A 21,246-nucleotide genomic window follows, 5' to 3' on the forward strand; every position below is an offset into this window, starting at 1 on the left:
GACAGGACATGACGACCGCAACCACCGGCGAAGTCCTCATCGATATCGACGATGTCGGTATGTCGTTCGACGGCGCGGCCGGCGAGCGCCTCAATGTGCTCGAACACGTGAATCTGCAATTGCGCGACGGGGAGATCGTGGCGCTGCTGGGCCGCTCGGGCTCGGGCAAGTCCACGCTGCTGCGTGCGGTGGCCGGGCTGCTGGCCCCCACCAGCGGGCAGGTCCGCTATCGCGGCGCGCCGTTGACCGGCGCCAATCCCGGTGCGGCACTGGTGTTCCAGTCCTTCGCGCTGATGCCGTGGCTGACCGTGCAGGACAATGTGGAGCTGGGGTTGGCCGCGCGCGGCGTCGCTCCGGCGCAGCGCCGCCAGCGCGCTCTCGAGGCGATCGACCGGATCGGTTTGGACGGTTTCGAAACCGCCTATCCCAAGGAGCTTTCCGGCGGTATGCGCCAGCGCGTGGGGTTCGCGCGCGCTCTGGTGCTGGAGCCGGATCTGCTGCTGATGGATGAGCCGTTCTCGGCCCTGGATGTGCTGACGGCGGAGAATCTGCGCACCGAACTGGTGAATCTGTGGACCACCAAGGACTTTCCGACCCGCGCCATCTGCATCGTCACCCACAATATCGAGGAGGCCGTGCAACTGGCCGACCGTGTGGTGGTGCTGGGCGCCAATCCCGGTCACATCATCGCCGAGGTCGTCGTGGATCAGCCGCGCCCGCGCAATCGCCGCGCGCCCGGTTTCATCGCCATGGTCGATCAGATCTACGGGCTGCTCACCGGCCGCGATGCCGAAATCGCCGCCGCCACACCGGATACGGGCACCCCGTTCGCCATCCCACTGCCCGATGCCTCGGTCGGCGGTATCGCGGGTCTGCTGGAATTGGTCTACGCCAAGGACGGTCGCGCCGATCTGCCGGTGATCGCCGACGAATTGAACTTCGAACTCGACGATCTGCTGCCCCTGGTCGATGCGGCCGCACTGCTGGGGTTCCTGATCGCCGATTCCGGCGACATCATCCTCACCAATGTGGGCGCGAACTTCACCACCGCCGACATCCAGACCAGCAAGAACCTCTTCGCCACCCAGGCCCGCCGCCGCGCTCCCCTGGTGCGCACCATCTGCAGCGCGCTGATCGGCAGTTCCGACGGCAGCGCCCGCGCCGACTTCTTCCAGGATCTGCTGCGCCGCGGCTTCTCCGACGAGGATGCGCGCCGGCAATTGGAATTGGCCATCGAATGGGGCCGCTACGGCGAGTTGTTCGACTACGACACCGATTCCGGCCGCATTACCGCCGACCCGGCCGGTATGTCGGCCACCTCCTGAAACGAGCGTAGCCGGACCGCTCGAGGGGAGCGGCCCGGCTACGAGAGGTGTAGCGATCGCTAGTGCACGGCGATCGCCGGAGCGTCGGCCAGTTCCGGGTTCTTCGGTTTGACCCGGGGCAGGAAGAACGCCGGGATCAGGGTGAGCAGCAGGATGACCAGTGCGACCACGAAGGTGTGGCCGAAAGCCTGTGCGCCATCGGCGAATCCCCGAGACAGCTCGTCCGGCGGTATCTTGCCCGCGAGTTCCGGGCTGTAGCGCGAGGCGATGGCCGCACCCGCCAGTGGGCGGTGATTGAGCAGGGTCGTGAGCACCACGGAAATCGTTGCGGTGCCGATGGATCCGGCCGTCTGGTTGACGATATTCATCAGCGTCGAACCGCGAGCCACCTGACCGTGGGTCAAGGTCTGGATAGCGGCGGTCATGGTCGGCATCATGGTGCAGCCCATGCCCAGACCCATGACGAACAGCGCCGCACACAGCGCCACGTACGGGGTGTCGGACTTGACCTGGGTCAGGAATGCCATGCCCAGCACCATGACACCGATACCGGTGAGCACGATCTTGCCCGGACCCATCTTGTCGACGAGCCGGCCCGCGATCGGCATGGTCAGCATGGCGCCCAAACCCTGTGGGGCGATGAGCAGACCGGCCGCGAGGGTCGATTCCCCGCGCACCTGCTGCAGATAACTGGGCAGCAGCAGACCCGACCCGAAGAACGCCATGGCGAACAAGGTCATGGTCAGCACGGCGTAGCGCAAGGATTTGTTCTGGAACAGGTGCAGATCGATCAGTGGATGTTCGGTGCGCAGCGCATGGAAGACGAACGCCACCAGCAGTAGCGCGCCGACGATCGCCGGTATGAGCACCTTCGCCGCCAGGACGGTGCCCTCACCCGGAATCGAGGACACACCGAACAGGAACAGTGCCAGGCCCGGTGAGGCCAGCAGCATGCCGAGGAAGTCGAAACTCTCCGACGGTTCGGGCCGGTCGGCGTCGAACACGATCCACGCCAATGCCAGCGCGATAATGCCGATCGGCACATTGATGAGGAAGATCCAGTGCCAGCTGAAGCTGTCGATCAGCCAGCCGCCCAGAATCGGGCCGGCGATGGGGCCCAGCAGCATCGGCACGCCCAGCACCGCCATGACGCGGCCGATGCGCTGCGGGCCGGCCGCGTGAGTCATGATCGTCATGCCCAGCGGCATGAGCATGCCGCCGCCGAGGCCCTGGATCACACGGAATCCGATGAGCGAGCTGATATTCCACGCGAAGCTGCACAGGATGGAGCCGAGCACGAAGAAGATCAGGGCCGCCATGTAGAGGCGTTTGGTACCGAATCGGTCTGCCGCCCAGCCGGTGAGCGGAATGACGGTGGCCAGCGCGAGGGTGTAGCCGGTCATAGACCAGGCCGCGACGGCGTAGGTGGTGCTGAAATCGTGCTGGAACGTGGGAATCGCCACGGTCACGACGGTCACATCGAGGATCGACATGATGGCGCCCAGCACCACGACGCCGGCAATCTTGAAGACGCGGGCGTCCAATTTATCGTTGGCCGAATCCGCGGCCTGTATATCCGGAGGGGTGGTCACCGCTTCAGCCTGCCAGCTCGACCGCCAGGGAACCAGATCGATTTCACATCGACACGCGCAGGCATATTTTCGGCACCTTTCACGAGAGCGGGAGCGGGCGACCGTTGTTGTTGCCGGACAATGTTCACCGCGATTGCTTCCGCGGCCACCTCGGCGCATTCCCGAAGCTCCGAGATGGTTCTCGGATTCTGTTCCAGCGCAATGGTTTTGCCGCCCACGGGGGCGGTGTCACGAGGTGGGTAGCCAGGGCCAAGGACGATATCCTTTCGTCACTGCGAAACACGATCGCCGCTCGGCGGCCCCCAAATGATACCGAGTGGTCGCAAAGCTTCAGTTATCAATTTGGTCGCAAAATCAGACCGCACGGTCCGGCCAGTGGCCGCCACGCCAACTACGCTGGTACTTCACCGTAAATACAAGGAGTTGGCCGCGATGTCCGACCCGGTACTGGGACTGACCGGTACGCTGACGACGCCGATCCGGGGCGAGCACATGCTCGGAGAGGTGCTGGTCGCAATCCGAGGGGGAACAGAGCTGTACATCGCACGAGCCGACCAGGTGATCGACACCGGCGCCAGCGTGCTGGTGGTGGCCGTGCATCCGGGGCGGATCGTGGATGTGGTGCCGTGGATTCCACTCCCGGACGACCATCGTGGGGATTTCTGAGACATCGAGGGAGACAACAGTGCTGGGTTACCATGTGCCCGATCCGGACGAGGCAATGCTCGTCAGTGGTGGCGGGCCCAAGGAAAATGCGCCGTTTCGGGTGGTGATCGGACACGGCACCTGGGTGTTGCCGTTGTTCCGGAAGGTCAGCTTCCTGTCACTGGCCATGTTCGAATCCGAAATCCAGGAACGCTGCGTCACCACACAGGCCATCCAGCTCGATGTGCGGGCGGTCATCGCGTTCAAGGTCGCCAATGACACACAGTCGATAGTCAATGCGGCACAACGGTTCCTGTCCGAGCAGGAGCGGGAGATGTCGGTACTGACCGGGCGCATCTTCTCCGGGCACCTGCGCTCGATCGTCGGCTCGATGACGGTCGAGGAGATCATCCGGGAACGGCAGAAGCTCGCCGATCAGGTGCTGCTGGCTTCCAAGGTGGAGATGGGCAATATCGGGCTGTCGGTCGATTCCTTCCAGATCCAGTCCATCGACGACAACAATCTCGGCTATATCACCGCACTCGCGGCCCCGCACAATGCCGCGATCCAGCGCGATGCGCAGATCGCGCAGGCCGCCGCCGCCCAGGCCGCGGCCCAGGCCGAACAGGAATCGCTGCGCCGGCAGGCCGAATACGCCCGCGAGACCTCGATCCTGCGCGCGCAATATCAGCAGGACATCGACAAGGCCAATGCCGAAGCGGCACAGTCGGGTCCGCTCGCCCAGGCCGTCGCCCTGCAGGGCGTGCTGACCGCCCAGGCCGAGCAGGCACGCAAGCAGTCGGAGCTGCGCGAGCAGCAGTTGCAGGCCGAAGTGGTGAAACCTGCTCTGGCAGAGGCGGAACGGGTGCGCATCCTGGCTGTCGCCGAAGCCGATCGCACGCGCATCCAGGCCGAGGCGGCCTCCTCCAATAACCGCATCGCGCTCGATCAGCTGCTCATCGAACAGCTTCCGGAGATCGTGAAGGCGGCCTCGGCGGGGCTGGCGAATGCCAATCTGACCGTGCTGAATGGTCCCGAAGGCGTGGGCGAACTCGTCAACGGCATGGTGGGCCAGGGCCTTACGGTTTTCAATTCGTTACAAAAGGCACTTTCTTCCAATAATGATCGTGCTGCGGACTAGGCTTGCCGCAAGAGGGACGCGGCGACGAGGAGCAGGTGTTTAGGTGTCCATCGGGAAATTGGTGTCGTTCGACAGCTCTCGGGGGTTCGGTTTCATCCGTCCGGAAGACGGCGGGCCGGACGTGTTCGTTCATGTGAACGACATCGGGCTGGATGAAGACGAATTGCGGCAGGGGCGGGTGTTCGAATTCGACGTGACCGAGGGCGATCGGGGGCCCAAGGCCATCAATCTCGCTCTGGTCGCCGGTGCGCCGCCGCCGGTGCGCGCCCACAAGGTCAAGGATCGAGTCGGCGGCGGGCCACTCAGTGCCGCCGAACATCGCCGGCTCATTACCGAACTGCTCCTGGATGCCAGCCCCGCGCTCACCGCCGGGGAAATACTGACCATCCGGGACAGGCTGACGGCATTCGCCGATCAGCACGGCTGGCTCGAAAGCTGAGCAGTACCGCGAAACAGACCGGTACGGCCGTACGATCTTCGTGGGAGGCAGCCGACCGGTGAGTTTCGGCCGGTCGCGCCGTCTACCTGGGTGAACCCAACCCGAGGAGGTCGTGTGAAGCTGCCCGTAATGCCACCGGTCAAACCGATGCTGGCCAAGTCGGTCTCGGCCCTGCCGCGCGAGGAAGGACTGCGCTACGAACCCAAGTGGGACGGGTTCCGGTGCATCGTATTCCGCGACGGGGACGAGATCGAACTCGGATCGCGTAATGATCGCCCGCTGACCCGGTACTTTCCGGAACTGGTGGAGATCTTCCGCAAACTGCTGCCGCAGCAGTGCGTGATCGACGGCGAGATCGTCGTGGTCACCGAAAACGGCCTGGATTTCGACACCCTGCAGCAGCGGCTGCATCCGGCGGCCTCGCGGGTGAACAAGCTGGCGGTGGAGACTCCGGCCAGTTTTGTCGGCTTCGATCTGCTGGCGCTCGGGGACCGCGACCTCACCGAGGAGCCGTTCTCGCAGCGACGGCGACTGCTCGAGACCGTGCTCGAGCGTGGCGGCGAAGGCGCGGGTGAAGGCGGGGTCACCCGCATTCATCTCACACCCCTCACCGATGATCCGGACGTGGCGCAGGACTGGTTCACCCGGTTCGAGGGCGCGGGCTTCGACGGGGTGATGGTGAAGGCCGCGGATCTGGCGTACCTGCAGGACAAGCGGGTCATGTTCAAGGTCAAGCACGAGCGCACCGCCGATTGTGTGGTCGCCGGATTTCGCTGGCACAAGGACGGCGAAGGTGTCGGCTCGCTGCTGCTGGGGCTCTTCGACGCCGAGGGCAATCTGCATCATGTCGGGGTGGCCAGCAGTTTCACCGCCGCCCGCCGCAAGGAACTCGTCGGCGAGCTGGCACCGTTGCGTGTCGGCGCGCTCGACAACCATCCCTGGCGCGAGTGGGCGGACGCGGCCGCGCAAGCGCGGGCCGACGGCAAAATGCCGGGCGGAGTGAGCCGTTGGACCGGCGGCAAGGATCTGTCCTGGGAACCGTTGCGGCCCGAACTGGTCGCCGAAGTCCGCTATGAGCATGTGATGGCCGGACGTTTCCGGCACGGCGGCAGGCTCGCGCGTTTCCGCACCGACCGCACACCCGAGTCGTGCACCTACGCCCAGCTCGACGAGGTCGCCCCGGCCGAACTGTCGGCCATCTTCGATGAGGCGAAAGGTACTGCGCGATGAGCGATTCCATCGAGATCGAGGTGGACGGCCGCAGCGTCACCCTGTCGAGCCCCGACAAGATCTACTTCTCCAAACGCGGTGAGACCAAACAGGATCTGGCCAATTACTATCTCGCGGTCGCCGAACCGATCATGCGCACCATCAAGGATCGCCCCGTACTGCTCGAGCGCTATCCCGAGGGGGCGGGCGGCAAGTCGTGGTTCCAGAAGCGGGTCCCGAAATCGGTGCCGGACTGGTTGCAGACCACGGTCGTATCCACCCCGAACGGAACCACCAGCGACGCCCTGGTCGCCGCCGATATGGCACATATCCTGTGGGCAGTGAACCTGGGCTGCTTGGGTTTTCACGTCTGGCCCACCCATGCCGGTGCAGATCTGGTGAGCACCGCGCCGCCGGTTCTCGATGCCGCCGGCGCCGTGCTGCCGCCCACCGGCGTCACCGATGAGCTGCGCATCGACCTGGATCCCTCCCCCGGCATCAGTTTCGACGATCTGCGCGCCGCCGCCGTACACACCCGCGACTTGTGCGGCGAACTCGGTATCGACGTGCGCGTGAAAACCTCCGGCTCCCGCGGCCTGCACCTGTACGCCATGCTCGAACCGCAGTGGGACGGTTACCAAGTGCGTTCGGCCGCAGTGGCATTGGCCCGCGAACTCGAACGCCGCCACCCCGACACCATCACCGCCCAGTGGTGGAAGGAGGAACGCGGCTCCCGCGTCTTCGTCGACTTCAACCAGAACGCCCCGCACAAAACAGTTTTCGGCGCCTGGTGCGTGCGCCCGAAGGTCGGCGCGCAGGTCTCCACCCCCATCAGCTGGGACGCGCTCGCCTCGGTCACCAACGACGATATGACCATCGCGACCGTCCCCGCGCGCCTCGCCGAACTGGGCGACCCCTGGGCCGACCGCACCCCGCAATCCCTCACGCCCCTGCTGGAAATGTCCGACAAGGACATGGCCGCCGGGTTGATGGACGCCCCGTGGCCACCGCAATATCCGAAAATGCCGAACGAGCCGTCCCGCGTGCAACCCAGCCGCGCCCGCAAGGACAGTGACTCGGCCCCGCAATGACCGGTGCGCGCCGCCGTCTGCAAGAGCGATGATGGATTGGTGGCAACAGAGCGGGTGCGAGTGCGGTGCGTCCTGGTATTCGGCGACAGCGACAGCGCCCTCGCCTACCTCGAAACCCCCTGGCATCCCGCGCGCACACCCCTGGGCTGGCCCGCCGCCCAGATCGCCACCCAGGCCGGCCTGCCCGCCAACGAACTACCCGGCCGCGAATTCTGGGCCGACGCCGACCGCGAACCTGACCAGTCGCTGACCCTTTCGGGCTTCCTGCTGGTCCACGACCCGCGCCTCTAGAGCGCTGCCCGGAGGTGGACATCGACTTCCGGCAGTAGTCGGCGAAATCCACGTTCGAGATATCGCCTGATAGAGGGTGATTCGGGCGGTTCCGGCCGAGAGTTCATGTCGCTGACGTTGTTGATCGGGTGCTCGACGGCGTCGCGGCCTTTACCGTGTCGTCGTCCAGCTTCCGAGCCGGGCGCACGTGCCAGGTTCCGACCGATCCGGTGCGGTGGAATCCAACCGATGTCCGGATCGACATGTCCGTCTCGACGTCTCACACGGGAGATTTCTCGAACGAGACGAGGCGAGTTGGAATGCGTCAGAACAAGCAAACGTCCACGTTGCTCGGATGTGGTGTCGTCGCAGGGCCCCTGTTCCTCGCGGCGGTGCTGATCCAGGCCGCCACGCGAACCGGATTCGAGCTGGGGCGGCACCCGATCAGCCTGTTGAGCCTAGGGCCGCTGGGCTGGATCCAGATGGCGAACTTCATCGCCGCGGGCGTGCTGTTTGCTGCCTGCGGGGTGGGTCTGCGCCGAGAGGGATTGGCAGGCAAGGTAATTCCGGTGGCGGTGGCGGCGTTCGGTGCCGGGTTGATCGTGGCGGGGATATTCGTCACCGACCCGGGCGCCGGGTTTCCGCCGGGCGCACCGGACGGCGCGCCCGCGCATATGAGCTGGCACGGAATCCTGCACGAGGTGGGCTTCAGCGTGGCCCAATTCGGGTGGCTGGTGCTGGCGATCGCGCTGATTCGCCGTGCGAGGACCCGGCGCTGGCGGTGGATCCTCGCGCCGGTGCTCGTACTGGTCCTGGTCGCGTGGCCGAGCACGTCCGGATTGAGCGTGCGGCTGCTGCTCGCGACGGCGGTCGAGTTCGCGGCTGTCGCAGTGTTTGTGGTTCCGGCGAATCGATCCATCACGCGCCCAGCCCGCATGACGGCCAGTCCGAGCGCCGGGCAACCAGATCTGCCCAGCGCCAGGGCATAACAACGAGGCGGGCGCGCACCTGCTATCAGGACCAGCCGGGTCGGGGGTCGGCCCGCTGCCGGGCGCCCGAACTCGATCGCCGGGCAGACGGCCTGCGCTTGGACCGCTAGTTCGCGCGGGCGGCGAGCAGAGGAGCCAGGGTGCGCAGGGCGGGGAGGTTGTCTCCGCCGAGGACTTGGATGGCTACGTGGTCGGCGCCGGCGCGGAGGTGGGCGGTAATGGCGTCGGCGATCTGGTCGGGGGTGCCGTGGGGGGCGATGGCGTCGATGACGCGGTCGCTGCCGGGGGGTGTGACGTCCTGGTCGTCGAAACCGTAGCGGCGCAGGTTGTTCACGTAGTTGGCGAGGTTGAGGTAGTAGCCGGCGCGTTCGCGGGCGATGGTGCGGGCGCGTTGCGGGTCTTCCTCGAGGACGACCTTCTGCTCGGGGGCGAGCAGGGTGTCGGGGCCGAAGAGGACGCGCAGGTCCGCGGTGTGCGCGGGGGTGGTGAGGTACGGCAGGGCGCCGGCGGTGCGGTCGCGGGCCAGTGTCGCGACCTTGGGGCCCAGGGCGGCCAGAGCACGGCCGTTCTTCGGGACGCCTGCCTCGTCGAGTTCGTCGAGGTAGTTCACCAGGGCGTCATAGGGTTTGGTGTAGCCATCGTTGAATTCGCGGTGGCCGGCGCCGATGCCCAGCAGGAAGCGGCCCGGGAACTTGCTCTCCAGGCGATGGAAGAGGTCGGCGGACGCCTTGGCGGGTGTGGACCACATATTCACGATGCTGGTGCCGATGCTGATCGACTCCGAGGCGGCGAACAGCGCATCGAAGCCGTCCCAGTCCGCGGGTGGGGAGGTGCCCAGCCACACCGTGCCGTAACCGAGCTGTTCCAGCTCACGTACCGCTTCGGGCGTCACCGTCGAATGCGGCTGCCACACACCGAACTTCCCGAACTGTTCATTGGCCATACCTGCGGCCAACAGCGGCGGCGCGAACCACATTCCCCGGAGGCGGTTCTCAACCCAGTGCGGCGGCGATTCGCAGCAGTGCGGCACGGTCCGCCTCGGTGAGGCGATCGAGCAGATGCTTGCGGACGGCGTCGGCGTGCACCGGGCGCAGCTGCTGCAGGGCCTGCTCCCCCTGTGCAGTCAGCATCACGTCGACGCCGCCGCGGGTGCGTTCGCGGCGGATGAGGTCGCGGCTTTCCATGCGGGTGAGCTGATGGGACATGGCGCCCTTGTGCAGCCCGATCGAATCGGCGAGGCTCTGCTGGCGCAGGCTGCCGTTGCCGAGGTCTGCCACGCGCGACAGCACACCGTAGTCGGTGCCGGAGTAGCCGGTTTCGGCGGCGATATCGGCGCCGACGCGGCGAGTCACCTGGTCGCCCAGCGCTTTACAGGCGTGCCAGGCTGCCAGTTCGTCGCTACTGAGAGAGGCCATGCACCCATTCTAGTTGCTACGACAACCCGGCGGTGTTCTACTGGTTGCTATGACAACTCCTGTAATTGTGACCGGCGGATCCTCCGGCATCGGGCGCGCCGTGGTCCGCCGATTGAGTAGCCGCGGGCACCCGGTGGTCATCGCCTACCGCAACGGCGAACCCTCGGCCCGTGAATTGGTCGCCGAGCTCGAAGTACGTGGTGGCCGCGCGGTGGCGGTGCGGGCGAATGTGGCCGAGCGGGCCGATGTCCGGGCCCTGTTCGACGCCGCGGAACGCGAATTCGGTACTGCCGCAGGACTTGTCAACAATGCGGGCGTCTCGGCCGTCAAGCCCATCGCCGAGACCGGCGACGCGCTCATCGAGGAACTGCTCGGGGTCAATCTGCGCGGTTCCCTCTACGGCATGCAGGAGGCCGCGGCTCGTCTCGCCGACGGCGGCAGCATCGTGAATATCTCTTCGACCGCCGTGGCCACCGCGACACCGGGGCTCGGGGTGTACCTCGCCGCCAAAGCCGGGGTCGAGACCTTGACCCGGGTAGCGGCAAAAGAGTTCGGCGCCAGAGGAATTCGGGTCAATGCGGTCGCACCGGGCTTGGTCGACTCCCCCATGTTCCGCGACGGCAAGACCGCCGCCGATATCGACCGCTGCACCGCACAGGCGCCGCTGCACCGCCTCGGCGACTTCGACGAAATCGCCGCCGCGGTCGGCTATCTGCTCGGTCCCGACGCCTCCTGGGTGAACGGGCAGGTGCTGCGGGTCAACGGCGGCGTCGGCTAACCGTAGGCCGGGACCTCACCGTCGAAAGCCGCGCGAGCAGCCAGCACATCCTCGATATTCAGTTCGGCCCAGTCCTTGAGCATGCCGAGGATCGGGATCAGGGTCGTGCCCAGCGGGGTGAGCGAATAGTCCACCCGCACCGGCACCTGCGCGGTCATCTGCCGCTCGATCAGACCGTCACGTTCGAGAATCCGCAGGGTTTGGGTGAGCATCTTGTTGCTGATGCCCGCGACGATGGCGGCGATCTCCCCGTAGCGGCGCGGGCCGTCGGTGAGGGTGGACATCACCAGGCCGGTCCATTTGTCACTGAGGGTGTCGAGCAGCTTGTTGGTGGGGCAGGCCGCGACGTAGGCGTTGTATTCGATTTTGCGCTGTTCGCGCTGCTGGGCGACGGTTGTGGTGGCCATGCGCACTCCTGTTGGTGAGCTAGGTACTTTGCGGTGCGTTCTTCTCGCGGGACACCTGCTCGCCGTACGTTGATGACACGCCCCGCCGCCGGTCGAACTCCGGCGGAAGGCGTTCCACCGGTGGATCTTCCAACTGTTCACATACTCAGGAGCATTCCCATGCGTGCTGTCGCATTTCAAGAATTCGGTGGGCCGGACGTGCTGCGCATCATCGACACCCCCGTCCCCGCACCAGGTCCCGGCCAGGTCCGGGTGCGGGTCGCCGCCAGTCCGGTGAATCCGGTCGACGTGCGCGCCCGGGCCGGGGTGTTCGGGTCGATGCTGCCGACCCGTGATCTATATGTCCCCGGTGTCGAATTCGCCGGGCACATCGAGGCGCTCGGCCCCGAGGTCAGCGGATTCGCCGTCGGTCAGCCGGTCATCGGCCTGCTGCCCTGGCTCTCGAACCCGGTCGGCAGCAATGCCGAATACCTCGTGGCGGCCGCCGACACACTGGCGGCGGCACCCAGTGGGGTCGATCTGGTTGCGGCCGCGACTCTTCCGCTGAACGGCATCACCGCGGACCTGGTGGTGGCGGAACTGGGCCCGATCGCGGGGCAGACGGTATTGGTGACAGGCGCGGCCGGAGGTGTCGGCGGGTACGCGGTGCAGTTGGCCGCGGCGGCCGGTGCGCAGGTGATCGGCATGGCCGGTGCGGGCGACGAGCAGCTCGTACGGTCGTTGGGCGCAACCCGTTTCGTCGCTCGCAGCGCCACGATCGACAGCATTCGGGCACTGGGCATCGACGCCGTGATCGACGCCGCGGAGCTGGGCGCCGAGATCCTGCCGGTGGTACGCGAGGGCGGCCGGTTCGTGGCCGTGCTGCCTCCCACCCTCCCCGAATCCGAGCGCGGCATCACGGTGACCACCGTCTTCCAGGCCCCCGACGGTCCCCGCCTGGCCGCACTGGTCGCCCTGGTGGAGGCCGGAACCCTCACCTTGCGGGTCGCGGAAACCCTCCCGTTCACCGAAGCCGCCACCGCACACGCCCGCTTCGAAAAGGGCGGTCTGCGTGGACGACTGGTCCTGATCCCCTAGACGCCGGAAACCCCGCGGCAGCGACCGAGTCGCTCCCGCGGGGTTCGGTGTGAATTCACCTGGTGCCGTTGACCTTCGGGAACGACACTGCGATCAGGGTGGTGAGGGTGTCGGACAGCAGCTCGTGCACCTGGGCGCGGTCGAGGGCGCCGCGCACGATCCATTCCCGGCCGGCGGCCTTGACCAGTCCGCCGTAACACCGCACCAGGGCACGCAATTCGTCGCTGTGCAGGGAATCGCTGAGTCCCATCATCTGCACGACGCGGTCGGCGGCGGCATTGTCGGCCTCGTCGAGGATGCGTTGCACCTCCGGGTCGTCGCCGATGCCTTCCAGACCGGTGACCTTGACCCAGGTGGTGCCGTGCTCGCCGATGGTGTCCAGCAGCCAGGAGACGCTGGCCTCCACCCGCTCGCGGACATTGCCGGAGGGCACGAGCATATTGTCCAGGCGTGGCAGGGTCACCATGCGGCGCACGACCGCCAGGTACAGGTCGCGTTTGTTGCCGAAGTAGTGATTGATCAGCCCGCGCGCCACCCCGGCGCGCTGGGCCAGCTCCGCGGTGGAGACAGCGGCGTACGGACGCTCGCCGAACATATCGATGGCACAGGCCAGGATCTGCGCGCGGCGTTCGTCTGGTTCGAGGCGGCGCCGCCGGGACGGAGTGTCGTCGGCGGGCACCGGCTCGAGCGTGGTGTCAGTGTTACCGCCGGGCTTCGACGGGGCTGGGTTACTAGAGTGAGCGGGCAATGAGGTCCTTCATTACCTCGTTGGCGCCCGCGAGGATCCGCAGGACCCGGGCGCCGGTGTACAGCTGGGATATCGGGTATTCGGTCATATAGCCATAGCCGCCGAAGAACTGCAGGCAACGATCCACCACATTACCGAGTTGGTCGGTCAACCAGTACTTCGCCATGGCCGCGGTGGGAATGTCCAGCTCAGCGCGCAGGTGCTTGCTGATGCAGTCATCGAGGAAAACACGGGCGACCTTGGCGATGGTCGCGCACTCCGCGAGCTCGAATCGGGTGTTCTGCATGGCGAACAGCGGCTTGCCGAACGCTTCGCGGCCCTTGGTGTAGTCGATGGTCAGCTCGACGGCCTTCTCGGTCATGGCCACGGCCAGGATCGCGGTGACCAGTCGTTCCTGGGCCAGCATCTGCATCATCTGATAGAAGCCCTGGCCCTCGGCCGAGCCCAGCAGATTCGAGGCCGGCACCCGCAGGCCGTCGAAGAACAGCTCCGCGGTGTCCTGGCCCTTGCCGCCGATCTTGGACAGGATGCGGCCGCGGGTGAAGCCCGGCACATCGTCGCCGACCTCGGCGAAGATGAGCGAGACACCGGAGGCGCCCTGGGTGGGGTCGGTCTTGACGGCCAGGATGATGCCGTCGCACAGCCAGCCGTTGGAGATGAAGATCTTCGAGCCGGTGATGACGTATTCGTCGCCCTCACGCACCGCGCGGGTCTTGATGTTCTGCAGATCCGAGCCGGTGCCCGGTTCGGTCATGCCGATGGACAGCAGCACCTCACCGCTGGCCGCCTTGGGCAGTACCCGCCGCTTGAGCTCCTCGGAGCCGAACTGATGGATGTACGGCGCGATGATCGAGGAGTGCACCGACATGCCGAGAGCGCCGTCGCCCAGGTGCGCCTGCGCCTCGATAATGGCGGCCTCGTGCGCGAATGTGCCGCCGCCGCCACCGTATTCGGCAGGGATGGCCGCGCACAGCAAACCCAGTTCACCGGCCCGGTTGTACAACTCCCGATCGGGATGACCCTGCACGATGAACTTCTCCTCGTGCGGAATCACCTCCTTCTCGAAGAAGGTGCTCGCCAGTCCTCGTACCGCTTCGACCTCGTCGTCGCTCCATGCGGGGCGTGCCATGAAAGTTCCTTCGTTTCCCGAGGCGCGCGCTTTCGCGCCTGGGCCCAAGAGTGCACCGCTATTGGCGGAGTGTCAACAAGAGGTCAGTTCTCCCCCGACCGCGCGTGGTTGACCTCCGCGAACGTGGTGAACATCGGCGTGTCCGGATCGGCCACGATCCCCTGGCGGCGCAGGAAACCATCGATGAGACCCCACACCAGCTCGGTGGCCTGGCCGATGAACTCCTCCGTCTGCGCCGCGCTCGGGGTATCGGAATCCGACAGCCACAGATCGGTGATCGCCACCACCGCGCCGACCAGCGCGCGCGAGAGGTAGTCCAGGCCGTCGGTGTTCAGCGGAACGGCCTCGGCGACCGAGCGTGAAATCTTCGTCAGCCGCCGTGCCGCCTCGCGGCCCAGATCCAGTTGCAGCACACCGTTTCCGGACTGCTGCAATACCGGGGCCTGGCCCAGGAAGCGGAAGACGTTGGGGTGCTCCAGGATTCCCTGCGCGTACTCGGTGAACACGCGGCGCAACGCCGCGCGCGGCGGTTGCAGCATGAGCGTCATATCCGCGCCGGCGGCCGAAAACGCCTGGGTCGCCATGCGATCGGCGATCTCGGTGAACAGATCTCCCTTGTCGGCGAACTGCCGATACAACCGGGGTTTGGTGATGCGGGCCTCGCGGGCGATGTCCTCCATGCTCGGGCGCGGGCCGTCCCGATCGATCACCCGGATCGCCGCATCCACGATGTCGTCGCGGGTCACTGTCCGCGGGGCCACCCCGGCGCTCATCCGAACCACGGCAGGAGCCTACACGTACCGCCGGTACGCGTCACCAGCTTCGATCCGAGACCGGAAAAGCGCTTGTTACCGGCGGGTCAAGTGACGGAAGCCACAACCAAGGTCAACCGTTCGGCATTGCTTTCACCTGAAACGTACTGCCAGTATCGGAACGCGTACTGGCAGTACGCACCCGTGGCGACGAGGGATGCCCCGGGCGCGGAACCCAGTCGAACGTGACACCGAACCGGAAAGAACCCGATGTCAGAAGCAGCAAGCCAACTCAGCGACACCCTGCGCGCCCCGCTCCCCGACGCCTTCGATCGGCTCACCGACGCCGACCACACCGAACTCGACCGGCTCCTGCAGCAGGCCATGGCGCGCCGCCGCGCCAACCTCGACGCCGCCATCGGATCCTCCCTCGACTTCGTGCCGCGCCTCATGCGCCCGGCCGTCAAGAAAGCACTGGGCCTTTGAGCGAACATCTCGTAGCCGTCGCCGAAACCACCAAACTCGCACGCATCCTGGGCATTTCGGATCCCACCGAGCTCGACTTCCTCGTCGACCTGCCGCCCGCGGCCATCCGGGAATTCCGGGAGCGCGTCACCGATCGGCTCTTCGACCGAGACACCAAGCGGCTCAAGGGTGTTGCCGCCGGGGCCAAACTCGTGCCCGTCGCCATCAGCGCCAAAGTCGCCGAACGCGCCTTCGGACCCGTGCTCTGCGCCGCCGTCGCCAGCGCCGTCGACCCGGGCAAGGCCATCGATATCGCCAAATCGCTGCCCGCGCCGTTCCTCGCCGAAATCGCCGTGCAACTCGACCCGCGCCGCACCGGCGCCATCATCGCGGCAGTCCCGCCGCGCATGGTCACCGACGCCGCCCGCGAACTGCTCGCCGTCGGTGACCACATCACCATGGGCCGCTTCGTCCACGTTGTCCCCGAACCCTCACTGCGCGCCGCCGCACCCGTCATGAGCGATGTCGACCTGCTGCGCATCGGCTTCCTGCTCGAAGACAAATCAGCCCTCGACCAGGTCCTGCACATCGTCTCCGACCGGGTGCCCGGCGTCATCCGCGCCGCCGCCGAACAGAGCATGTGGGCCGAAGGCATCGACCTGCTCGACTCCATCGCACCCCACAATCGCGCCTGGATCGGCAATATCACCGCAAGCCTCGGCGGGGACGTCCTCGACGCCCTCGTCCAGGCCGTCTTCGAACTCGACGCCTGGGCCACCCTGCTGCCCATCACCAGCGCCATGAGCGACGACAGCCTGCGCCTGTTCGCCGAACGGCCCACCGTGCACACCGAACCGGTGCTCGCGGCCGTCATGGACACCGCACTCGACGGCGGCCACTGGCTCAACCTGCTGCCCCTCGCGGCGCACCTGCCCGACGAGCAACGCACCTTCATCGCCGCCCGCGTCGCCGCGGAAACCGATGAGCGACTGGATGAATTGGTTCGCGAAGCCGATACCGCAGAGCTGTGGGACGCACTCATCCCGCTCGCCCTGGCCATGACCGACGACAACCGGCGGCGCATGGTCGCCCTACCCGTCATGCAGGACCCGGACGTACTGCGGGCGATCATCACCAGCACCGCCGAACACGAGCTGTGGGCACAGGCCCTGCCACTGGTCGACGCGCTGCCCGAGACCGTGAAGCCGGTGCTGGCGAGCGCTATCGGTGACCTCACTCGCGACCAGCTCCTCGCCGCGGTCCTCACCGCCGCGCGCAGCGACACCATCCACACCCTCGTCGATATCGCCCTCGCCCAGGATCAGGACGGCCGCACCCGCGTGCTCGAACTCATCGACGGCATGGACGACGTCGAAGAATTCCTCGCCGCCCTCACCCCGGAAACCCCGGATGTGGTGTGGCACGCACTCATCGAGATCCGCGCCGAAATCCCCGCCGGCCTGCTCGCACTGCTGGCCGAACGCGCCCGTGAACTGGACCGCAACGACGACGCCGAAAAGCTCGAACCCGTCGGCGCCACAGCCGAATAGCGCACACGCACCCACCCGGCGCAGGGCCCGGCCGAACATCATCGGGTGGGCGCTGCGTCACGTTCGCACCGACCTCCAGCTCAGGTCACAGCCCCCGACCGGCCGGACCTGCCTGCGGCGATGAGAGAATGACTCGGTCAACCGCCGCACGCACGAAGGATCCCCGCACCCCCCGATGGTCGAGCACAGCACGCAGCAAGCCCCAGAATCCCCGGCCATCGCCCCCGACGAGCTGGCGATCTGCCTTCGGGTACTCGAACAGGCGGCGCAGCTCGACAAAGAGCATCCCGATTCGATGACCGTGCAGCGGGCCGTCGGGCACATGTTCAAAAAGCTCAAGCAGCGGCGGCGGATCGAAGCCCGGGACACCATCTCCGACGCCGATCGTGCGGTCATCGCGGCCACGGCCACCGGATCACCCAGCCGGATCGACGACGAGACGGCCGGAATTCCCATCAGCTCCAGCACCAGCGGTATCGCCACCGCCGGAACGCTGCTGCGGGCCCGGCCCTGCTACATCTGCAAGCAGAAGTACACGCAGGTGGATGCCTTCTACCACCAACTGTGCCCGGAATGCGCGGCACGCAGTCATGCCAAACGGGATGCGCGCGCGGATCTGACCGGCAAGCGCGCACTGCTGACCGGTGGACGCGCCAAGATCGGCATGTACATCGCGCTGCGGCTGCTGCGCGACGGTGCCCACACCACGATCACCACCCGATTCCCGAACGACGCCATCCGCCGGTTCGCCGCGCAGCCCGACAGCGCCGACTGGCTGCACCGGGTCCGCGTCGTCGGCATCGATCTGCGCGACCCCGCCCAGGTCCTCGCCCTCGCGGATGATGTTGCCGCGCAAGGGCCGCTCGACATTCTCATCAACAATGCCGCGCAGACCGTGCGGCGCTCCGCCGGGTCCTACAGCGCGCTCATCGAAGCCGAATCAGGACCGCTGCCCGCCGGTGAGCTGCCGGACGTGGTCACCTTCGGTAAGACAATGCAGGCGCATCCGACCGCGCTCACCGCATCGCTCACCCCCAGCCTGACCGCCGCCGATATCACCGATCTGGCGCTGCTCGCGGGTTCCGCTACGCCCGAACGCATTTCGCAAGGTGTGGCCATCGATGCCGGCGGGCTGGTGCCGGATCTGGCGCATACCAACAGCTGGGTGCAGACCGTCGGTGAAGTCGACGCCACCGAGCTGCTCGAAGTGCAGCTGTGCAACTCGACCGCGCCATTCATTCTCATCTCGCGACTGCGGCCCGCGATGGCCGCTGCCGCCGGGCGACGCAAGTACGTGGTCAATGTGTCCGCCATGGAGGGTGTCTTCGGCCGGGCGTACAAGGGTGCCGGCCATCCGCACACCAATATGGCCAAGGCCGCACTGAACATGCTGACCCGCACCAGTGCACGCGAAATGTACGAAGCCGACGGCATTCTCATGACCGCGGTGGATACCGGATGGATCACCGACGAGCGTCCGCACTACACCAAGATCCGGCTCGCCGAGGAGGGCTTCCACGCTCCCCTCGACCTCGTCGACGGCGCAGCGCGGGTGTACGACCCGATCGTGCGCGGAGAAAGCGGCGATGATGTGCACGGCGTCTTCCTCAAGGACTACAAGCCTTCCGACTGGTGACGCGGAGGGGCCGCGGTCTGGCCCCTCCTCCCCTGGCAGTCTTTTGATCTTTCATTCGTGAGGGCCTGATTTGTTGCGTGGATCTTGAGTAGTTAACACATAGTCAGATGCGCATATTTACGTACAGATATATATAAGGGCGCAACCACTGTCAGCCGGGAAATCTCCACACCTCTCGCGAGCAACCGCTGGTCAGGCACGATCTCCACGCCGCCTCCGACGCCGCTCCCCCGTGATCGAATTGGCCTCTTCAGCACACCTCCTCCCCCGTCGTACCAGCGGCGATGTAGCGCTCAACGGCTGGCGTCCCCGGTCCCCGCTTGTGTCGAAGCGCACGCTCGAACCTTCGATGCAACATGCATAGATGCGCATATCTACGTCTATATATGTCTGAGACTCCCCCTGCGCTCTCCACACCGCCCCTATCCTGGAACCATGCAGTACCGGCTCCTCGCCGACGCCACCGCGATCGCGCACTTCCTCTTCGTGGCGTACCTGGTCGTCGGCGGCTTCATCGCCTGGCGATGGCCGCGCACCATCTGGTTGCATATCCTCGCTGTCGCATGGGGATTCAGCACCATTCTGTTCGGATTCGAATGCCCGCTGACGGATCTGGAGAATTGGTCGCGGCATCGGGCCGGCGAGGCGGGGCTCCCGTCGACCGGATTCATCGATCACTACATCACCGGCGTGCTGTATCCGCGCAGTGCGCTCGACCTGGTGCGCGTACTGGTCGCCCTGTGTGTGGTGGTGTCGTGGGTGGGCCTGGCCTGGCGGTCCCGGCAGCGGGCGGCGAAATCGGCTGTCACCGGCTGACTTCGGCGAGTTCCGGAACACCGGGCCGACACCGCCGGGGCATAATCGCGCTGACGGTTCCCCGTGAGTACAGGAGAATTCATGGCCGGGAAGACGATTGTGTCGACGCTCAACGATCGAGGCCGCCAGCTGTATTCGATGGTTCGGTTGGCCCTGGGCATGAGGAGTTTCACTCGCACCGGCCAGGTCGGAGACGGCAGGGAAGCGGCCGCCCGCGACTACGTGCTCGCGAATGCGACAGCCGGCGATCCGGAGAGTGTGCTCGCCACCATCGACAGGTTCGCCCGCACCCGCAGCATGCTGGTCAATGTCGGGGACGAGAAGGGCTTGATCCTCGACGCCGCGGTACGCCGAGCGCAGCCGAAGCTACTGCTCGAGCTCGGAACCTACTGCGGTTACAGCGCTGTGCGCAGCGGCCGTCTGCTGCCCGACGGGGCGCGCCTGGTGTCGGTGGAATTCAGCGCCGCCAATGCCGAAGTGGCACGGGCGATAATCGCGCACGCCGGGCTCGCGGATCGCGTCACCGTGGTCGTCGGAACCATCGGCGACGGCGGCAAGACCGTGCAACAGCTCACGACCGGGTACGGATTCTCCTCCGGATCAGTCGATTTCGTCTTCCTCGACCATGCCAAGGAGGCGTACCTCGCCGACTTGAAGACCATCCTGTCCAACGGGTGGCTGCATCCCGGCACGATTGTGGTCGCCGACAATGTCAAGGTGCCCGGCGCCCCCGACTACCTCGCCTACATTCGGCAGGGGGAAGGCCGCACCTGGCGGACCGTCGAGCACAACACCCATGTCGAGTACCAGTCGATCCTGAAGGACCTCGTACTCGAATCCGAGTACCTCGGCGACTGAGTCGTCGTAACCCGTTCCCGGACAACTGATCCCGTCAGCGAACGCCCGCAGCTGTACGGTATGCCTCGAGCCGGTCGACGAGCTCTTGGGAGTGCGCGAGGGCAGGGAGGTGGCCACTGTCCATCTCATCGGGGGTGAAGCCCAGCCGTTCCCGGACCACGCGGCGCTGGAAGTCGGCCGGGAACAGTCGGTCCTGACGGCACAGCAGGAATTTGGTCGGCACCTCCGGCCAGCTATGCAGCGGCCAGGGCTTCAGGAAGGGCGCCTCGGCTTGGTCGAGCGGACGCTGCTGCAGCGCTTCCGCGAGCACGTCGGGCGGCAGGTCGTGCAGAAAGGTGACCATCGGGTCGAACGGGGCATCGGGATCGCGGCCCTCCCGCACATCCTGTGCGCGCCTGGCCTCTCGCTGACCTGTATTGGCCCACCAGTCCCCCGGTGTCTCGCCGGGTGCCGGAACCATTGCCGCCACCAGCACCATCAGCTCGACCGCGACGCGTTCGCAGACAAGCGGTGCGGTGAACCCGCCCATCGATTGGGCCACCAGCACCAGGTCGGTGCGATCACCGATCGCGTCCAGAACTACCTCGGTGTACTCGGCGAGGCCGGCATTCTCGTCCTCACACGGCAGATCAGGAGTCACCACGTCGTGGCCCAGCGCCTGCAGCAGCGGGGTAACGAGATACCAGTACGAAGAGTCGGAACCGGCACCGGGGATCAGCACATATGTCGCCATCGTCAGTCCTTGTCGCAGTCCGGCGGAACGCGAATCGAGCCGCCACTGAGTATGGACGCCGCGACCGACAGAAATTAATCGCCAGGCCGCCGAGGCCGACCGGGTTCAAGTGACACGCGAGCTGATCCAAGGCCGCCTTCTGCTCATGTGAAGCATCGTCGACCAGGAACTGATGGCGGGG

24 protein-coding genes are annotated in these 21,246 nt (G+C 66.3%); 15 read left to right on the forward strand and 9 right to left on the reverse strand.

The genetic code is table 11. From position 1 onward, the window contains the following. Positions 1-8 precede the first annotated feature (8 nt). On the forward strand, positions 9-1,325 hold the full coding sequence (locus tag JWN03_RS37400; protein WP_297625525.1) for an ABC transporter ATP-binding protein: 1,317 nt from the start codon (positions 9-11) through the stop codon (positions 1,323-1,325). Positions 1,326-1,384: 59 nt separating this feature from the next. Here the strand turns inward: JWN03_RS37400 and JWN03_RS37405 are convergent, their stop codons facing one another. Next, on the reverse strand, positions 1,385-2,917 hold the full coding sequence (locus JWN03_RS37405; protein WP_297625528.1) for a DHA2 family efflux MFS transporter permease subunit: 1,533 nt from the start codon (positions 2,915-2,917) through the stop codon (positions 1,385-1,387). Next, positions 2,914-3,135 carry a hypothetical protein gene (locus JWN03_RS37410; RefSeq protein ID WP_297625530.1) on the reverse strand — a complete coding sequence of 74 codons (222 nt, stop codon included), beginning with the start codon at positions 3,133-3,135 and terminating at the stop codon, positions 2,914-2,916. The genes JWN03_RS37405 and JWN03_RS37410 overlap by 4 nt, the downstream gene beginning before the upstream one ends. 214 nt (positions 3,136-3,349) lie before the next feature. On the opposite strand from JWN03_RS37410, the gene JWN03_RS37415 reads away from it, so the two are divergent. From JWN03_RS37415 to JWN03_RS37445, 7 genes are all read left to right on the forward strand, one after another. Next, the gene (locus JWN03_RS37415) at positions 3,350-3,583 is read left to right on the forward strand and encodes a hypothetical protein (RefSeq protein WP_297625533.1); all 234 of its coding nucleotides are present in this window, start codon (positions 3,350-3,352) and stop codon (positions 3,581-3,583) included. A gap of 19 nt (positions 3,584-3,602) precedes the next feature. Continuing rightward, on the forward strand, positions 3,603-4,703 hold the full coding sequence (locus JWN03_RS37420) for an SPFH domain-containing protein (RefSeq protein ID WP_297625536.1): 1,101 nt from the start codon (positions 3,603-3,605) through the stop codon (positions 4,701-4,703). Between the two features lie 43 nt (positions 4,704-4,746). Then, entirely contained in the window at positions 4,747-5,142 is a 396-nt protein-coding gene (locus tag JWN03_RS37425; protein ID WP_297625539.1) for a cold-shock protein, read from the forward strand. A 114-nt stretch (positions 5,143-5,256) separates the two neighbouring features. Continuing rightward, positions 5,257-6,372, forward strand: coding sequence for an ATP-dependent DNA ligase (locus JWN03_RS37430; RefSeq protein ID WP_297625543.1), 1,116 nt, complete (start codon positions 5,257-5,259; stop codon positions 6,370-6,372). Then, positions 6,369-7,442, forward strand: a complete 1,074-nt coding sequence (locus JWN03_RS37435) for a DNA polymerase domain-containing protein (RefSeq protein WP_297625546.1) — start codon at positions 6,369-6,371, stop codon at positions 7,440-7,442. The genes JWN03_RS37430 and JWN03_RS37435 overlap by 4 nt, the downstream gene beginning before the upstream one ends. Positions 7,443-7,481: 39 nt before the next feature. After that, positions 7,482-7,733: a hypothetical protein gene (locus tag JWN03_RS37440; protein WP_297625548.1), complete on the forward strand. Its 252-nt coding sequence runs from the start codon at positions 7,482-7,484 to the stop codon at positions 7,731-7,733. 299 nt (positions 7,734-8,032) lie between these two features. Beyond that, positions 8,033-8,701, forward strand: coding sequence for a DUF998 domain-containing protein (locus JWN03_RS37445; protein WP_297625551.1), 669 nt, complete (start codon positions 8,033-8,035; stop codon positions 8,699-8,701). Positions 8,702-8,807: 106 nt separating this feature from the next. Here JWN03_RS37445 and JWN03_RS37450 read toward each other — a convergent pair whose 3' ends face one another. Both JWN03_RS37450 and JWN03_RS37455 read right to left on the reverse strand, forming a co-directional pair. Further along, positions 8,808-9,644, reverse strand: coding sequence for an LLM class F420-dependent oxidoreductase (locus tag JWN03_RS37450; protein WP_297625554.1), 837 nt, complete (start codon positions 9,642-9,644; stop codon positions 8,808-8,810). Positions 9,645-9,693: 49 nt separating this feature from the next. Beyond that, entirely contained in the window at positions 9,694-10,116 is a 423-nt protein-coding gene (locus tag JWN03_RS37455) for a MarR family winged helix-turn-helix transcriptional regulator (protein WP_297625557.1), read from the reverse strand. A 49-nt stretch (positions 10,117-10,165) separates the two neighbouring features. On the opposite strand from JWN03_RS37455, the gene JWN03_RS37460 reads away from it, so the two are divergent. After that, complete coding sequence (locus tag JWN03_RS37460; protein ID WP_297625560.1) at positions 10,166-10,894, forward strand: SDR family oxidoreductase; 729 nt, start codon at positions 10,166-10,168, stop codon at positions 10,892-10,894. Here the strand turns inward: JWN03_RS37460 and JWN03_RS37465 are convergent. After that, on the reverse strand, positions 10,891-11,301 hold the full coding sequence (locus JWN03_RS37465; protein WP_297625563.1) for a winged helix-turn-helix transcriptional regulator: 411 nt from the start codon (positions 11,299-11,301) through the stop codon (positions 10,891-10,893). The genes JWN03_RS37460 and JWN03_RS37465 overlap by 4 nt on opposite strands. 159 nt (positions 11,302-11,460) lie before the next feature. Between JWN03_RS37465 and JWN03_RS37470 the strand changes: the two genes are divergently transcribed. Next, positions 11,461-12,378 (forward strand): NADP-dependent oxidoreductase, encoded by a 918-nt coding sequence (locus JWN03_RS37470; RefSeq protein WP_297625565.1) that lies wholly within the window; start codon positions 11,461-11,463, stop codon positions 12,376-12,378. A 55-nt stretch (positions 12,379-12,433) separates the two neighbouring features. Here JWN03_RS37470 and JWN03_RS37475 read toward each other — a convergent pair whose 3' ends face one another. The 3 genes from JWN03_RS37475 to JWN03_RS37485 all read right to left on the reverse strand — a co-directional run bounded on the left by JWN03_RS37475 (position 12,434) and on the right by JWN03_RS37485 (position 15,028). Next, entirely contained in the window at positions 12,434-13,057 is a 624-nt protein-coding gene (locus JWN03_RS37475; RefSeq protein ID WP_297625568.1) for a TetR/AcrR family transcriptional regulator, read from the reverse strand. A gap of 52 nt (positions 13,058-13,109) precedes the next feature. Then, complete coding sequence (locus JWN03_RS37480) at positions 13,110-14,255, reverse strand: acyl-CoA dehydrogenase family protein (protein ID WP_297625570.1); 1,146 nt, start codon at positions 14,253-14,255, stop codon at positions 13,110-13,112. Positions 14,256-14,338: 83 nt separating this feature from the next. Then, positions 14,339-15,028 carry a TetR/AcrR family transcriptional regulator gene (locus JWN03_RS37485; protein ID WP_297625850.1) on the reverse strand — a complete coding sequence of 230 codons (690 nt, stop codon included), beginning with the start codon at positions 15,026-15,028 and terminating at the stop codon, positions 14,339-14,341. 249 nt (positions 15,029-15,277) lie between these two features. Here JWN03_RS37485 and JWN03_RS37490 point away from each other — a divergent pair, with 249 nt between their 5' ends. The 5 genes from JWN03_RS37490 to JWN03_RS37510 all read left to right on the forward strand — a co-directional run bounded on the left by JWN03_RS37490 (position 15,278) and on the right by JWN03_RS37510 (position 20,332). Beyond that, positions 15,278-15,493, forward strand: a complete 216-nt coding sequence (locus JWN03_RS37490) for a hypothetical protein (protein ID WP_297625573.1) — start codon at positions 15,278-15,280, stop codon at positions 15,491-15,493. Next, positions 15,490-17,022, forward strand: coding sequence for a hypothetical protein (locus JWN03_RS37495; RefSeq protein ID WP_297625576.1), 1,533 nt, complete (start codon positions 15,490-15,492; stop codon positions 17,020-17,022). The genes JWN03_RS37490 and JWN03_RS37495 overlap by 4 nt, the downstream gene beginning before the upstream one ends. A 175-nt stretch (positions 17,023-17,197) precedes the next feature. After that, positions 17,198-18,658 carry an SDR family NAD(P)-dependent oxidoreductase gene (locus tag JWN03_RS37500; protein ID WP_297625579.1) on the forward strand — a complete coding sequence of 487 codons (1,461 nt, stop codon included), beginning with the start codon at positions 17,198-17,200 and terminating at the stop codon, positions 18,656-18,658. Positions 18,659-19,093: 435 nt separating this feature from the next. Continuing rightward, the gene (locus tag JWN03_RS37505) at positions 19,094-19,474 is read left to right on the forward strand and encodes a DUF2784 domain-containing protein (RefSeq protein WP_297625582.1); all 381 of its coding nucleotides are present in this window, start codon (positions 19,094-19,096) and stop codon (positions 19,472-19,474) included. 81 nt (positions 19,475-19,555) lie between these two features. Beyond that, complete coding sequence (locus JWN03_RS37510; RefSeq protein ID WP_297625585.1) at positions 19,556-20,332, forward strand: O-methyltransferase; 777 nt, start codon at positions 19,556-19,558, stop codon at positions 20,330-20,332. A 34-nt stretch (positions 20,333-20,366) separates the two neighbouring features. Here the strand turns inward: JWN03_RS37510 and JWN03_RS37515 are convergent, their stop codons facing one another. Continuing rightward, positions 20,367-21,065: an alpha/beta hydrolase gene (locus JWN03_RS37515; RefSeq protein WP_297625587.1), complete on the reverse strand. Its 699-nt coding sequence runs from the start codon at positions 21,063-21,065 to the stop codon at positions 20,367-20,369. Positions 21,066-21,246: the final 181 nt, after the last annotated feature.

This window comes from Nocardia sp., assembly GCF_025465275.1.
GTDB lineage: Bacteria > Actinomycetota > Actinomycetes > Mycobacteriales > Mycobacteriaceae > Nocardia.